Source organism: Cellulophaga sp. BC115SP, assembly GCF_009905545.1.
Classification (GTDB): domain Bacteria; phylum Bacteroidota; class Bacteroidia; order Cytophagales; family Spirosomataceae; genus Flectobacillus; species Flectobacillus rivi.
In genome coordinates this window covers 107,674-123,372 of sequence record NZ_JAAALB010000019.1, presented here as the reverse complement: position 1 = coordinate 123,372, position 15,699 = coordinate 107,674, and the positions used below count along the sequence as shown (strand labels likewise).

The window sequence follows — 15,699 nt, the reverse complement described above, 5'->3', positions numbered from 1 at the left end:
GTGGCAACCCTTGCGGTTGCCATGTTGAGTTGGGCAACCGCAAGGGTTGCCACTACTGTAAAAATGCTATCGATAAGAACATTTTTGAACAAAATAAAAACCTTCGTTCAGTACTAATTCGGCATTCATAATCAATCAAGTCATTAAACCACATTATCGTGTGAGGTGACTGTTCTCTCAAGAAACTTATAACTATGAAAAAAATTATCATTTCTTCTGTCTTGGCAGTTGTGGCTATCTACAACTCCATCTATGTAGAAAGTTTAGATGATTTGAAGCAAAAAAAGGATTCGAATTTTGATTTTGCTAAATACTCACAAGGCTTATATCAACAAATACTCGCCAAATCCCAAGTGGTTGAGCTATCGCAGTTGTTGTCGTCTTTTGCCGAAAATGACCATGCCAGCATTGCCAAATACGGCAATAGGTTAGGCATAGGAAGTTCAGCGTATTATCTGGTCAAATGCCAAGCCAAAATTTTGGAGGTTCAGGGCGATAGATTGAAAGTATTGGCAGCAGGTAACAGACCATTGGAAATAGATACAAAATTCATTTTTGGTAATGCCATTCGTGATGCTTCGGGTTTGGTAAAATTAACAGATTTCAAAACTACGGCTGAGTTCAACAAAATTTCAGAAAGCTTAAATACGATTATTCGTGAAAAAGCTATTCCTGAAGAACTAAAAACCATTAAAGCAGGCGATACCATTGACATTGTTGGTGCAGTAAAGCTGGGTGAAAAACAACATGACTTGTTGAATTTGAGTGTATTGCCCATTAAGATTTCTAAAATATAAGCGTTTCCCCAAAATCATTCGAACGTGCTACAAGCAGTCAATATTTCAAAATCATTCCCTGGTGTGAAAGCATTGAAGGGCGTAAACTTGAATTTTTATCCTGCCAAAGTCAACGCCATTTTAGGAGAAAATGGGGCAGGGAAGTCAACGCTCCTAAAAATCCTCACAGGCGTATATCCCGATTACGAAGGCGAAATACATTTGAATGGACAAGTTGTAAAATTTAATCATATCAAAGATGCTCAAAAAGCTGGAATTTCGATTATTCATCAAGAACTAAACTTAATTCCTACTTTGACCATCGCTGAGAATATTTTTTTAGGTCAAGAGATTGAAAATCAGTGGGGAATGCTCGATTATTCGGGTATGAAAAAAGTTACGAATCAATTACTTCAAAGATTAGAACTGAAGCTTTCGCCTGATACCTTGGTACAAAATTTAAAAGTTGGTGAGCAACAACTCATCGAAATTGCCAAGGCTCTATTGATTGACGCACAGGTGATTTTGATGGATGAACCCACTTCGGCGCTGACCAATGCCGAGATTGATAACCTCCACCGTATTATTGCTGAACTCAAAAACGAGGGCAAAACGATTGTGTATATTTCGCACAAAATGGATGAACTCTTTCGTATTGCCGAAAAATATACCGTAATGCGTGATGGCTGTAGCGTAGCAGAAGGCGATATGTCCGATACCACAGAGCAGGCATTGATTCGACAAATGGTGGGTCGTGAGGTGACGATTGAGAAAAAAGCTAAAACTCAAATCTCACAAGAGGTAATCTTAAACATTCAAAATTTTACCCTTCCTCACCCCAAGCTCAAAAATCGTAACTTATTAGACGATATTTCATTAACTCTTCACCAAGGCGAAATCTTAGGCATTTTTGGTTTGATGGGCGCAGGACGTACCGAATTGCTTGAAAGTATTTTTGGACTCAATAGTACAGCCCTGAAAGGTTCGATGGTCGTACATCAAAAGCCGGTAAAAATTCAATCTCCCAAAGATGCTATTGCCAATGGGATAGCTTTTGTAACGGAAGACCGCAAAACGGAAGGTTTGGTCTTAGGAATGAATATCGCCTCCAATATTTCACTTACTACACTGGCTAGCGACAAATTACTTGATGCTCGACAAGAGCAACAAAATGCGCAAAGCTATATCGATTCGTTGGCAATTAAAACCCCTTCTTCACAACAGCTTTGTTTGAATTTGAGTGGAGGAAATCAACAAAAGGTGGTTCTTGCCAAATGGCTGGCGACTAACCCCAGTATTTTGATGCTCGATGAACCCACAAGAGGAATTGATATTAATGCCAAAAACGAGATTTATGCATTAATCAAAAAACTTTCTCAAGAAGGAAAAAGCTTTATCGTAGTCTCTTCTGAGATTCCTGAACTACTAGCTTTAGCCGATCGATTTTTGGTTATGTCTGGCGGACGTATTACTGCTGAGTTGAGTGCAGAGGAGGCCAACGAAGATAAATTGTTGAAGGCTGCAATTTTATAAATTATCTTATTCGATTCTTTTTCAAATAGTTATAAACATACAATGAACAAAGAACTATTAAAAAAATCACAATCACTGATTGCACTTCTGTTGCTCTGTATTGTCATAAGTATTCTTTCAGATAAATTCCTTTCTGCCAATAATATCTGGAATGTACTTCGTCAGATTTCGGTAAACATCTGTATTTCCACTGGTATGACCTTGGTTGTCCTGATGGCAGGAATCGACTTGTCGGTTGGTTCTGTACTAGCGTTTACTTCGGTGATTTGTGCAGGTTTGCTCAAAGACGGAATCACCATTGGAGCACTGAACATTCATTTGGGTTTTACCATTTTTGGCGGTATTTTGGCCGCTATTGTTGTAGGCTTATTGATTGGACTTTTCAATGGCTTTGTGATTACCAAATTCTCTTTGCCTCCCTTTGTGGCTACACTTGCGATGCTCACCATAGCCCGTGGTGCAACCATGCTTTATACCCAAGGAATTCCTATTTCAAATCTAGGTCCCAAATTTGAATATATTGGTTCTGGTTGGTTGATTGGTATTCCTGTACCTGTCTGGATTTCGATTTTATTGGTATTATTAGTGGTGTTTATCAGTCAAAAAACGGCTTTCGGACGTCATATTTATGCGATTGGAGGTAATGAAAAAGCAGCTTTTCTGTCTGGAATCAATATACAAGTTACCAAACTTATCGTGTATGGCATTTCAGGAATGATGGCGGCAGTGGGAGGAATCATGGTTACCTCTCGACTCAATTCGGCACAGCCAAACGCGGGTGCAAGTTACGAACTCGACTCTATTGCAGCTGTAGTAATTGGGGGAACTTCGCTATCTGGAGGAATTGGCACAGTGACTGGCACCGTGATTGGCGCAGCGATTATTGGGGTGCTCAACAACGGCTTGGTGCTTTTGAATGTATCACCGTTTTGGCAACAAGTAGTAAAAGGTTTGGTGATTTTATTAGCCGTAATTATTGACCGTAAGAGTAAAAAATAATGAAATATATTTTAGCCATTGACCAAGGTACAAGCAGTACTAAATCTATAATTTTTGATAACCAAGGAAAAGTTGTCAGTAAAGGTCATGCCGATTTACATACCAATTATTTCGATAATGGTTTTGTGGAACAAGATCCAGAAGAGATTTTCCAAAATGTATTAACTTCTGTGGGTCTGTGTTTGGAAGATTTTCAGCAAAAAGGATACAATCCCAAGGATATTGCTTCGTGTGGTATTAGTAATCAGCGAGAAACTTTTGTGCTTTGGGACAAAACTGGAAAATCACTTTCGCCAGCTGTGGTTTGGGCTTGTAAAAGGTCTACGCAGGTTTGTGAAAATCTCATTAACCAAGGGCAAAATGAGTTGATAAAACAACATACAGGTTTGATTATTGACCCATATTTCTCAGGATCTAAATTACTGTGGTTGCTGGAAAATAACCCTGATTTAAAGGCTCAACTCGATCAAGGAGAGGTATATTTTGGTACCGTGGATTGCTGGCTTTTATACAAACTTACCGAAGGTAAATCGTATAAAACTGACCATACTAATGCACACAGAACCCTTTTGCTCAATATTCATTCCTTGACTTGGGATAAAGAAATATTAGCACTTTGGGGACTCGAAAAACTTCATTTGCCCGAAGTGCACCCTTCTTCTTATGATTATGGCAACTGGACTTATTCAGACGAAAAATCTGCTGTAGGAGTCTTGGCACAAAATCAATTGCCTATTACTGCCCTCATTGGCGATTCTCATGCGGCAACCTTTGGAGAAGGCTGTTTCAAAAAAGGAACCGCCAAAGCAACGCTAGGCACTGGCTGTTCGATTATGTCCAATATTGGCAATGAACCATTAATTTCCTCAAATGGCATGCTAACCACCGTTTGCTGGAGTGTAGAGGGAAGGGTAGATTATGCGTTTGAAGGAGCAATTGTTTCATGTGGCTCAACAATTGAGTGGTTGAAAAACGAAATGAAATTTTTCAATCATCCTACTGAAACCGAAGAGTTAGCTCAAAAAGTAAAAGATAATGCTGGCGTATATCTGATTCCTGCCTTTAGTGGCTTAGGTGCACCACATTGGCAAATGAGCCGAAAAGCTTCCATTCAGGGTATTACTTTTGGTACAAGTATCCATCACATTGTTCGTGCAGCCTTAGAAAGTATTCCTTACCAAATCAAAGATGTACTCGATGCTATGAGTAAGGATATGGGCAAAGACTTTAGTTCGATTTCAATCAATGGAGGTATTAGTCACAACAAATTTGTCACTACTTTCTTGGCTGATTTACTGGGTTTATCCATCAAAAAACAAGTAAATCATGATATATCGGCATTAGGTGCTGCGTATTTGGCAGGTCTTAAAAGTGGTGTTTATCAGAGTATTGATGCTTTGTCAGAACTTTGCAAAGCCAATATTACCAGCATCGAACCTGCTGACAACACCCATGTGCAGACCTATTATGAAGGTTGGCAAAAAGCCTTAAATGGATAAGAAATAAATTCTACGGAATAATGATATTTTTCTGTCAGGGTACGACAGAAGTATTGATGCAGAATTATGAATTGTGAATGTAATTTTTTAATTATCAATATATTACATTCACAATTTATAAAATATTATTTTGCTTTAGTATATTATTTGTATCCAAATAGAAACAATCACACCTTTCTTAACACCTCACTTTACAAAAGCTCCCATTAATTAACAATTGAGTTGCAAGGTAAAATAAAGACTGAGCTGATTAGTATTTAGTGTGCTGATTACGAGTGTCTTATATTTAACATTTGCGACTCACTATCCATCATTAATACTCACTATCCATGAAACACATTTTATTAACGATGACACTGCTGTTTGGAATGTTGCAAACGGGTGTAGCTCAAAATAAACCTCGTACTATCGTCACCACAGATGGAGAGATAGACGACGTTGATTCGTTTATTCGAATGCTATTGTATAGCAACGAATTCAATCTCGAAGGACTCATTTATAGTAGTTCGCAGTGGCATTATAAAGGTGATGGAAAAGGAACGGTTTTTACTTCAGAAATGGAAATGACCGCCAAGTTGTATGGTACTAAAACGTCGCTTCGTTGGCCAGGAACGCAATGGATTCAAGATTTATTGAAAGAGTATTCGAAAGTATATCCTAATCTGTTGAAGCATGATAAAGCATATCCAAGTCCAGCTTACCTGACAAAACTTATTCGTGTAGGAAACATTGATTTTGAAGGTGAAATGGAAAAAGATACAGAGGGGTCAAACTTTATCAAAGCCAAATTGCTAGATAATGACATGAGTCCTTTGTTTCTACAGATTTGGGGTGGCACCAACACCATTGCAAGAGCCTTAAAGTCTATCGAGGATGAATATGGAAAAACTCCTCAATGGAAATCAATTTATGAGAAAGTTTGTAAAAAAACGGTACTTTATGCTGTACTAGACCAAGACGCTACCTATCGCAAGTATGTTTCGGTTAAATGGCCTGATATTAAAATTTTCTATAACTCAAATCAATTTTGGTGTTTTGCCTATCCTTGGCCACGTGTAGTTCCTGAGGCATTGCAGCCGTATTTGAGAGGGGCATTTATGGGTAAAAATATTATCAAAAATCATGGTCCATTGTTAGAAAAATACTATTCATGGGGTGATGGACAAAAGCAAGAAGGCGACGACGATCATAAACATGGTACATTGGAGGAAATGAATAAACAGAAGATGACCCAATATGACTTTATTTCAGAAGGAGATTCGCCTGCGTATTTTCAACTGATCGATGTAGGTTTAATGAACAAAAATAACCCTGAGTATGGCGGTTGGGGTGGAAGAATGGTTCAATCTACCTCAAATCCACATCGTTGGGAAGATGGCAATCATGTAAAAGATTATAATCCTTATACTAAAAAAGAAGATACAGCATTCCCACAAACTCGTTGGGTAGAAGCGCTGCAATTAGATTTTGCTGCTCGTGCAGATTGGTGTATCAAACCTTATGCTGAAGCCAACCATGCACCAAAATTGAGCCTCAAAAATGGAAACTTCAAGAAAGTAAAAGCTGGACAAAGTATCTTGTTGGAAGCAAGTGCAACAGACCCCGACAAAAATCAGGTGGCCTTTACCTTTTGGCAGTATCCCGAGGCTGGTACATACCCTCAGTCGGTAACGATTAGCCCTGAAGGAAATAATAAAGTTAAGGTAACCGTTCCTTCAGATGCCGAAAAGGGACAAACGATTCATATTATTGTAGAAGGTCGCGATAATGGAACGCCCTCTATTATTCGCTATCAAAGAGCAATTTTAACAGTGGAATAAAGCTTTATTTATGCTTTATGTATCCTATTTTATCCCCTAGTGCTGAGTTTATTAGCTCAACTAGGGGATTTTTGTAATTGGTAGATTGCCTTCATTTTTAGGAAACTACTTTGATGATTTTTCTTGAAATAGATTCAAAAAAAGTAAGTACATTCAAGTATGATTTTTTATGGATAAAAATAAATTAAGAAGTCTGAGAGGTCTATTTTTAAGGGAGAGTCCAGAAAAAAACTCACATAAAAGCTTTGCAATTTTAAATAGTCCTATAGTTTTGTAAATCGAATTTATGAGAACTAATCATTAATAATTCTATTTAAGCCCATCAAAAACGCGCCAACACATAGCGATATAGAACTTTTTTCACTTCTTCAGGAGGGAAAGTCAATGGCCTTTGACGAAATATATGAGCGTTATTGGTCAAAACTATATGCCTATGCCTACAATCGTTTGCGTGACAAAGAAACCTGTGAAGAAATCATCCAAGAAGTATTCGTGAGTTTGTGGGCCAATCGCAAAACTACCAAAATCGAAAGCTCTGTTTCTGGCTATCTCTATCAGGCGGTTAAGTTTCAGATGCTGAATTTCATGAAGTCTACAGAAGTTAGAAATAACTATCTAGCGCAATTTACCCATTTCCGAGAACAACTTTTTGACGATTCCAACAACGAGAGTATTGCTTTCAATGAACTTCGTATGATGCTGGAAAAAAGCATGAGCGACTTACCCGAAAAATGCCAAGAAGTATTTCGCATGAGTCGGGTGCAACATTTGAGCATTCAAGAAATTGCCCAGCAATTGAATATTTCGCACAAAACAGTCGAAAACCATTTGACAAAAGCCCTCAAACATCTTCGAGAAGATTTAGGAGATTTTTTGATTTTGATAATCGTATTTGGAATAATGGGATAGGAGTGGATGGACTTTCTTCAAAATTGAGAAATAATCACTGATTCACCCAATCAACAACCCCTCAATATCTAAGCATTTTTACTCAAAAATAAATTTTTATTAAATTTTTTTCTTTTGGAGTAGGTGTAATTGCATCTTCAATTTACTTCACTATTAGAAAGGAGTAAAATCATATTTGGTGTTTTTCGAAAATGTCCAAATATTCTTTGAGTCCTTTTATAGACTATCATAAATATATGCAAGACCGTAAATTATTAATTCTGTTTGAAAAATATCAGCAAGGAAAGTGTTCGCCTGCTGAGAAAATCTTGATTGAACAATGGTTAGATTCATTGACTGAAAACACGGATGAATCGCTAGAAAAGGAAATCGCTAAAGAAGGTGCTTTGAAAAGTAAAATGTATCAACAAATTCAAGCACGTTTGAGCGAGGAAGCCCCTGCTAGAATAATACCATTTGGATTCAATAAGATTGCCAGAATTGCTGCGTCTGTACTATTGGTAATGGGCGGTGTGTTTGCTTTGAGCCCAATGGGTTATGATACGTTTGATTTAAAGAATGAAACTTTTCAAGCCTTTTCGGTTGGAAAAACTAAAAAGGTGATATTGGAAGATGGCAGTATTATTTGGTTAAAGGGGAACAGTTCATTGACATACCCTGAGCATTTTGTGAATGCTACTCGTGAAGTAAGTTTGATTGGAGAGGCGCTATTTGAGGTTGCCAAAGATGCAAGTCATCCTTTTGTCGTTCACTCCAATGGCATGAATACCAAGGTGTTGGGGACAAGTTTTAATATCCGACCAATAGGCAACCACGTCGAAGTGGTAGTATTTACGGGAAAAGTGGCAGTTTCGTTGGCAAACGGTAGTAAGCATATTTTGGTACTTCCGTCAGAAAAGGCCATTTGTATGCCACAAGAAAAGGAGATTAAAGCAGCAACAGCAGAAAACACTGCGTCTTATTTGCTTAATACTGAGTATAATATGAGTTTTGAAGATGCTCGTATGTCGGATGTATTAGAAAAAATCTCAACCAAGTTTGATGTAGATTTCGAACTTACCAACAATACGATAGGAAACTGTTTAATCACCGCAGATTTTACAGACCAATCTTTGGATAAAACCATGACGATTCTTTGTCAAATTATGAATGGAAGTTATGTGATTGAGGGGAATAAAGTTTTTTTGAAAGCAGAAGGGTGCAGGTAAATTGTTGAGTTTTGAGATGGTGACAAGGATTTTTGGTTTGTGAATAAAACAATCTGTATGATTGAAAAAGTTATAAAAGTTTTTTGAATATGAGGGGCTTCTTAGAATATGTTTAAATTTTATAAGTCATTAAAATGTTGTATTTGGTTTAATGAAATCCTATTGTTTGAGCCGTAGGCGAGGTGGGTCGCCACTCCGATTAGGATTTCTTGACTTTCTTTTGCGGCCGCCGCGCGGTTACTTTTCTTGTGTTAGACGGGCACGCCTAGTGAAGAAAAGTAAGGAGTGGCGAAGGGAAATTTTGTTTTTTCGACAAATGCTTAATGTTTTTTTAAAACACGCTCCAATAACAGATATACCATTAACAAATAACATTCAACTACAGAATATTTTAATAAAGAATAATCAATCATTTAGACTAGTTCCAGTAGTCGACATGAGAAGTTAGATAAATAGAAAGAGTCATCGTTTTTGATCTGAAAGAGATTCTTTCTGAATGAATTAGTGCAAAATAAGATTGTATTTGATTTTAATGTAAAATGCTAATAATTAAAAATTTACAATCACAATTCAGCACTAAAATTTTTATCACTCTAAAAATTAAATATCCTTAACTAATTCGTCAACCCTTAAAGCCAAAACGTCAAATGAAAAAAATCCAAGCATAAAAAAAGACAAGAGTGGTTCCAGCACTCTTGCCCTCGAGTTTATTTGTTTCGTCACACCGCTCGGCAGCGGTGGCGAGAAAATATTGTCTTATCCCTCCATTTCAAAAAAGAATAAAACCCAATCAAAGGTATGACAGAAAATTATCGAATCAAAGAATTAATCCTTCGAATTATGCGGTTTACGATGTGTCAGGTCATCATAATTATGGTGTTCACAGGAATTATTCACGCCCATGTAAATCTTGCACAAGGTGTTCTAAATCAGAATATTGCCGTCAAGGTAGAGAACGTGAAATTAAAGGCTGCTTTAACGCAACTAGAGAAAGAAGCGAAAGTAAAGTTTGTATATAGCAGTAGCCAAATCAATATCAATCAAATTGTATCTATTAACTCTTCAAAAGAAACTTTAGGGAGTGCTTTGGAGGTACTTTTAAAGCCTTTAGGTATCAAATTTTCGGTACAAGACAATCGCATGATTATTTTGTCGAAGGTAGTAGACAACAATTTGAATCTTTTAAAGGCAAACGGTTTACCCAACGCCCAAGCCGAAAGTAGCCAAGGAGAGGAAGTTACAGGAACCGTGGTCGCTGCGGAATCTGGTGAGCCCCTTATTGGGGTTTCGGTGACAGCCAAAGGCACGCCTTTTGGAACAATTACTGACGAAAAAGGTAGATTTAGAGTCATGGCGAAAAAAGGCTATGTGCTACTATTTACCTACGTAGGCTACGAATCGTATAGTGTTACCGTTGGAAACGCGACCAATATCAAAGTTTCGTTGAAACAAGCACTTCGTTCACTAGACGAGGTAGTGGTTATTGGCTATGGTACTTCTTCAAAAAGAATCAATACTGGTTCGGTGACGTCGATTACTTCGGCAGAAATCGGTAAACAGCCAGTATCAAACGTATTAGCTGCTTTGCCAGGTCGTATCGCTGGTGCTCAGATTGCTCAAAATAATGGTTTACCAGGGAGTGCTGTCCAAATTCAAATTCGTGGTCAGGGGTCATTGTCATCAGGAACAATTCCTTTGTACGTGATTGATGGTGTTCCGTTTACCAACTTTAATGGTGGTAGCCCCGCAACTGATAACCTCAATGCCTTCGGTATTTCAGGTGCTAATGGCGGTATTAGTCCATTTAGCATGATTAATCCCAACGATATTGAGCGAATTGATATTTTGAAAGATGCCGATGCAACGGCTATTTATGGTTCTCGTGGAGCGAACGGTGTGGTGTTGATTACGACTAAAAGAGGTCAATCTGGTAAAACAAAATTTGATGTAAATGCTTCAACTGGTTTTACAGAATTGAACCGCTTTATTCCGATGTTGAGCCCTGATCAATATTATGACCTCAGAACACAGGCATTCAAAAACGACGGTGTTACGCCCAATACCAGTAATGCCCCAGACTTGACAGTGTGGGACAGAACCAAAACTACCGACTGGCAAAAGTATTTCTTGGGAGGTACTGGTAAAGTCAATGATGTACAAACGTCATTGTCTGGTGGTGATGCTTTTACCAAATTTATGTTCAATTTGGGATACCGCAACGAAACTACGATTTTCCCTGGTGATTACTCAAGCACAAGATTTTCAAGTAGATTGAATCTCGACCATAGTACCAGAAATAAGAAATTGAATTTTACCTTAGCATTAAGTTATTCGAAAGATAAAACAAATTTGCCTCAAAGCGATTTGACTTCGGTGTATAACCTTCCTCCGAATTTACCTTTGTACGACGCCAATGGAAAGATGTTTTGGTCGAACAACTTCACCAATCCACTCTCAACTTTGATGCGTCAGAACAATGCTAACACGTCTAATTTGATTAGTAATGCAACCGTTCGTTATAATGTTACAAAAGGCTTAAACTTAAAGGCAAACTTTGGATATACAATTACTGATTTAGAGCAGAAAAACTTGACGCCAGCCTCGGTGTTGAACCCATCGTCGAACCCAACCAGTACTTTAAACTTTGCGGACAATAAGGCTCAAAACTATATTATTGAACCTACAGCGGAGTATGTGAAAGAAATCGGCAAAGGCAAACTTTTGGCAGTAGTGGGTGCAAGCTGGCAACATAATACCTCAAATGGGTTTTCGTTAACTGCCACTAACTATAGTACAGAGGCGTTGTTGAATACCCTTTCGGGCGCTGGATTAGTGACGGTAAACTACAACAACATTGTTGAGTACAAGTACAATGCAATTTTTGGACGTGTAAATTATGATTGGCAAGGCAAATATTTTGTCAATGCTACCTTCCGTCGTGATGGTTCTTCTCGTTTTGGACCAAATAATCGCTTTGGTAACTTTGGTGCTTTGGGTGCTGCTTGGGTATTCTCACAAGAAGATTTTGCTAAAAGTATCCCAGCTTTGAGCTTTGGTAAATTACGTGCGAGTTATGGTACAAATGGTAACGACCAAATTTCTAACTATTTGTATTTGCCTTTGTATAGTACTTCGACTACTTATTTGAGTAATCCTTCGTTGGTGCCAACAACCTTACCAAACGCAGATATTCAATGGGAAACAACTAAAAAGTTTGAAGCAGCTTTAGAATTAGGCTTCTTGAAAGATAAAGTTTTGTTTACCGCAGAATATTACAACAACCGTTCTGGAAATCAAATTGCTTATTTGAGACTACCAACGCAAAGTGGTTATAATGCTATTCAAGCTAACTTACCAGCGTTGATTGAAAATAGCGGTTGGGAATTTGAAGTAAATACGACCAATATCTCTCGTGGTGATTGGAAATGGACAACTACTTTCAATATTACTTTACCACAAAACAAATTGTTGAAATTTGATGGTTTGGAAAATACTTTTTCGAGTAGCTCATATATTATTGGTCAGCCTATCAACTTTACCAGAGTATTACACTATTTAGGTGTTGACCCTAAAACGGGAGCAGCTCAGTACGAAGACATCAATAAAGACGGTGTAGTTGATTTTAACGACAGATATGTAGCCAAAATCGGAACCCCATATTATGGAGGTTTGGGTAACTCGGTATCGTACAAAGGATTCCAATTTGATATTTTCTTCCAATTCAACCATCGTTTCGGACAAACCAATATCATCAATACAAGACCAGGGGCGTTGACTAACCAAAATGCTTCGTATTTGAATATTTGGAAACAAGAAGGAGACATTACTACTATTCCAGGTGCATCTGCTACTGCTGGAACTGCTATTGCCAACTCTTACAATTTCTTTAGTTCGTCGGATGCTTTTTGGGGAGATGCTTCTTATTTGAAAATGCGTTCTGCGAGTGTTTCATACCAGTTTCCGAGTCAAATCGCCAAAGCTATTGGTATGACCAACTGTCGTGTGTTTGTTCAAGGACAAAACTTATTTACTTGGTCAAAAAACAAATACATTTTGGATACAGAAACACAAGTTTCGGGTGGCCCATCTGGTTTGGGAACAGGAACAATTGGGCAAGTATTGCCTCCACTTAGAACCATCATGTTAGGAATTAACTGCTCATTTTAATTGAATTTACTATGATTAATATACATAAATTTAAAAGTGGATTTTGGGCATCAGCCATCGCTATTTCGACTTTATTTAGCTCATGCGAGTCGTTTGTCGATTTGGGTGCGCCACCGACACAAGTGGTATCGCAGGATGTTTTCAAAGCCGATGCCACAGCTACCAGTGCAGTACTAGGTTTGTATTCAATCGGTAACATGACAAGCTTTGTGCAGGCAAGCACTTTTTACCCAGGCTTATCAGCAGATGATATTCAGTACAATACCGTGAATGCGTCTTATGATGAATTTGAAAAAAATGCTTTAACCAATACCAATTCTCTGGTAGAAAACTCAATTTGGTATATTGCTTATCAACAAATCAAAAATACCAATAATGCAATTTACGGATTGAATCAATCTCAAACGTTGACGCCATCCTTGAAAGACCAATTGTTGGGAGAAGCAAAGTTTGTTCGTGCTTTGACTTATTTTTACCTAGTCAATTTGTTTGGAGATGTGCCAATGCCATTAACTCCTGACGCAGATTATGCTACGAATGCGACTTTGCCTAGAACGCCTGCGGCTGATGTTTGGAAACAAATCATTACCGATTTGAAGGAAGCGCAAGCACAACTTCCTGCTACTTATGCTGGAACGTTTAAGGCTAGAGCCAATAAATATGCCGCTTCGACTTTGCTGGCAAGAGCGTATTTGTACACAAAAGACTGGGCAAATGCAGAAACTAGCGCTACCTCGGTAATTAGTTCGCAAGCCTATACATTGCCAGCTTTGGCAGATGTATTTGTGAATACGAGTAACGAAATTATTTGGCAACAGGCTAATGCTTCAGGAGTATCAACTTTCGGAGGCAATTTCTTGGCTGCTTCTGGTGTGATTCCAGCTTTTACTTTAGTAGATACTTTGTATAAGTCTTTTGAGGATGTCGATTTAAGAAAAACTAACTGGACAGGCATTACAACTGTTGGTGGCGTAAAATATTACTTTATCAATAAGTACAAAGTAAGAACAGGTACAGGAAATGAATACAACGTAGGTTTGCGTTTTGCAGAATTGTATTTAATTGATGCGGAGGCTAAAGCGCAACAAGGTAAAATCGCTGAAGCAAAAGCTGACGTAGATATTATTCGTAAAAGAGCAGGATTAGCCGCATTGACGAGTACTATTACCAAAGATCAATTGTTATTGGCAATTGAAAAAGAGAGAAAGCTAGAATTATTTGGTGAATGGGGGCATCGTTGGCTTGATTTGAAACGTACAGGTCGTGCCGATGCTGTTTTGGGAGGAATTAGAAAAAATACATGGAAATCGACCGCAGTATTGTACCCTATTCCAGAAAACCAGCGTGCTGCCAACAAAAACCTTACTCAAAACCCAGGGTATTAAGTGTTAAAGGAGAATTGTGAGCTAGTAGTATATCCATTTCGGATATCGGATGTTGGATTGCGGAAGTATAACCTACTTTTTTACCCAATTGAAGGTATTTTCAATATTTCCGCAATCAGCAATCCTAAATCCGCAATTGTTTGAAACCTTTCAAATAGGTCTAACTCACAATTCTGCACTAATATTCCATGATACCTATTCTTGTTTCAGAGATGTTTTGTAATTTCCTTTTTGAAACAAGAATAGGTTTTATGAAAAATTTTGGAAATGCTTTGTTGTGGCTACTTTGGGTCAGTTCAACCGTTTTGGGACAGAAACAACATGAACAAACCCCAAAGTATCAGATTAGTGGTAAAATAGCAGGGCTTAAAAAACGTAAAGTCTTTTTAAAAAGCTATTTCCACGAAAAGGAAATCATTGACTCTGTTTTCTCACAAGATGGAAGTTTTCGCTTTCAGGGAAAATTGGCATATCCTCAAACTTTTACACTATATCTCAGTCCCATGACGGACGAACGAAAAATAGTAGTACAGGCTGGGAATATGCTGGTAACCGCAAAAGCAGGCGATTTGGAACATGCACAGATACAGGGTTCAAGTGCCAATGATGACATGGATATTTATCAAGAACAGATAAAACTGGGACGAAAATTTGCCAAAGGAGTCAGCGCAGTGGAGTCAGATAATACGCTGACATCCACCGAAAAGCAAAGAAAGATATATGCCATTTTTACAGAAGTGGAATCTTTTTATGACAGCGTGACTACCGAATTTGTAAAATCTCATCCCAATTCGATCGTAAGTTCGATGGTTATCAAGTCTAGGTTCATGCAGGCAAATCAGGAAGCAAAAGCCCGTGAGAGTTTTGAGGTTTTGACAGATGTTGTGAAGAAATCATTTTATGGAAAAACGATTCAATCTTATTTGTTCGAAAATGAAAAAGTGAGTGTTGGCAAAATAGCCCCTGAAATTACGATACGGGATGTAAACGGAAATCCATTCCAATTATTGTCGTTGCAAGGAAAGTTTGTACTCATTGACTTTTGGGCTAGTTGGTGCGGACCTTGTCGCCAAGAAAACCCCAATTTGGTACAAATGTATCAAGCGTTTAAAGAAAAGGATTTTGAGATTATTGGCGTTTCGATTGACGATAACATAAAGAGTTGGACAAAGGCCATAGAGACGGATTCGCTCCTATGGACACAGGTTTGCGATGGAAACGGGATGGAAGGAGAAGTGGCTAAACGCTATTTAATCTCGGCGATTCCTACTAACTTTTTGCTAGATAAAAGGGGCAAAATTATTGCCAAAAATTTGAGAGGCGAAGAGCTCAAAAAAGCATTAGATCATTTTATTAAATAGACAAAATTATGAAGTTGGGGCAATACTATTAGGTAGGTGTGT

At 38.0% G+C, this 15,699-nt stretch carries 10 protein-coding genes; all 10 read left to right on the top strand.

Features of this window, described 5'->3' with window-relative positions; all coding sequences use genetic code 11:
• The first annotated feature begins 194 nt into the window (after window positions 1-194).
• Window positions 195-797: a DUF2291 family protein gene (locus GVN22_RS15405; RefSeq protein WP_166551899.1), complete on the top strand. Its 603-nt coding sequence runs from the start codon at window positions 195-197 to the stop codon at window positions 795-797.
• Between the two features lie 24 nt (window positions 798-821).
• Window positions 822-2,309: a sugar ABC transporter ATP-binding protein gene (locus tag GVN22_RS15400; RefSeq protein WP_166551898.1), complete on the top strand. Its 1,488-nt coding sequence runs from the start codon at window positions 822-824 to the stop codon at window positions 2,307-2,309.
• A gap of 42 nt (window positions 2,310-2,351) precedes the next feature.
• Window positions 2,352-3,308, top strand: coding sequence for an ABC transporter permease (locus tag GVN22_RS15395; protein ID WP_166551897.1), 957 nt, complete (start codon window positions 2,352-2,354; stop codon window positions 3,306-3,308).
• Window positions 3,308-4,807, top strand: coding sequence for a glycerol kinase GlpK (locus tag GVN22_RS15390; RefSeq protein WP_166551896.1), 1,500 nt, complete (start codon window positions 3,308-3,310; stop codon window positions 4,805-4,807). The genes GVN22_RS15395 and GVN22_RS15390 overlap by 1 nt, the downstream gene beginning before the upstream one ends.
• Window positions 4,808-5,136: 329 nt before the next feature.
• Complete coding sequence (locus GVN22_RS15385; protein WP_166551895.1) at window positions 5,137-6,627, top strand: nucleoside hydrolase-like domain-containing protein; 1,491 nt, start codon at window positions 5,137-5,139, stop codon at window positions 6,625-6,627.
• Window positions 6,628-6,930: 303 nt separating this feature from the next.
• Window positions 6,931-7,536, top strand: coding sequence for an RNA polymerase sigma-70 factor (locus GVN22_RS15380; RefSeq protein ID WP_310587355.1), 606 nt, complete (start codon window positions 6,931-6,933; stop codon window positions 7,534-7,536).
• A 191-nt stretch (window positions 7,537-7,727) separates the two neighbouring features.
• Window positions 7,728-8,744, top strand: a complete 1,017-nt coding sequence (locus tag GVN22_RS15375; protein WP_166551893.1) for a FecR family protein — start codon at window positions 7,728-7,730, stop codon at window positions 8,742-8,744.
• A gap of 798 nt (window positions 8,745-9,542) precedes the next feature.
• Window positions 9,543-12,911, top strand: a complete 3,369-nt coding sequence (locus GVN22_RS15370; protein WP_166551892.1) for a TonB-dependent receptor — start codon at window positions 9,543-9,545, stop codon at window positions 12,909-12,911.
• Between the two features lie 11 nt (window positions 12,912-12,922).
• On the top strand, window positions 12,923-14,296 hold the full coding sequence (locus tag GVN22_RS15365; RefSeq protein WP_166551891.1) for a RagB/SusD family nutrient uptake outer membrane protein: 1,374 nt from the start codon (window positions 12,923-12,925) through the stop codon (window positions 14,294-14,296).
• Window positions 14,297-14,547: 251 nt separating this feature from the next.
• The gene (locus GVN22_RS15360) at window positions 14,548-15,657 is read left to right on the top strand and encodes a redoxin domain-containing protein (protein WP_166551890.1); all 1,110 of its coding nucleotides are present in this window, start codon (window positions 14,548-14,550) and stop codon (window positions 15,655-15,657) included.
• Window positions 15,658-15,699 lie beyond the last annotated feature (42 nt).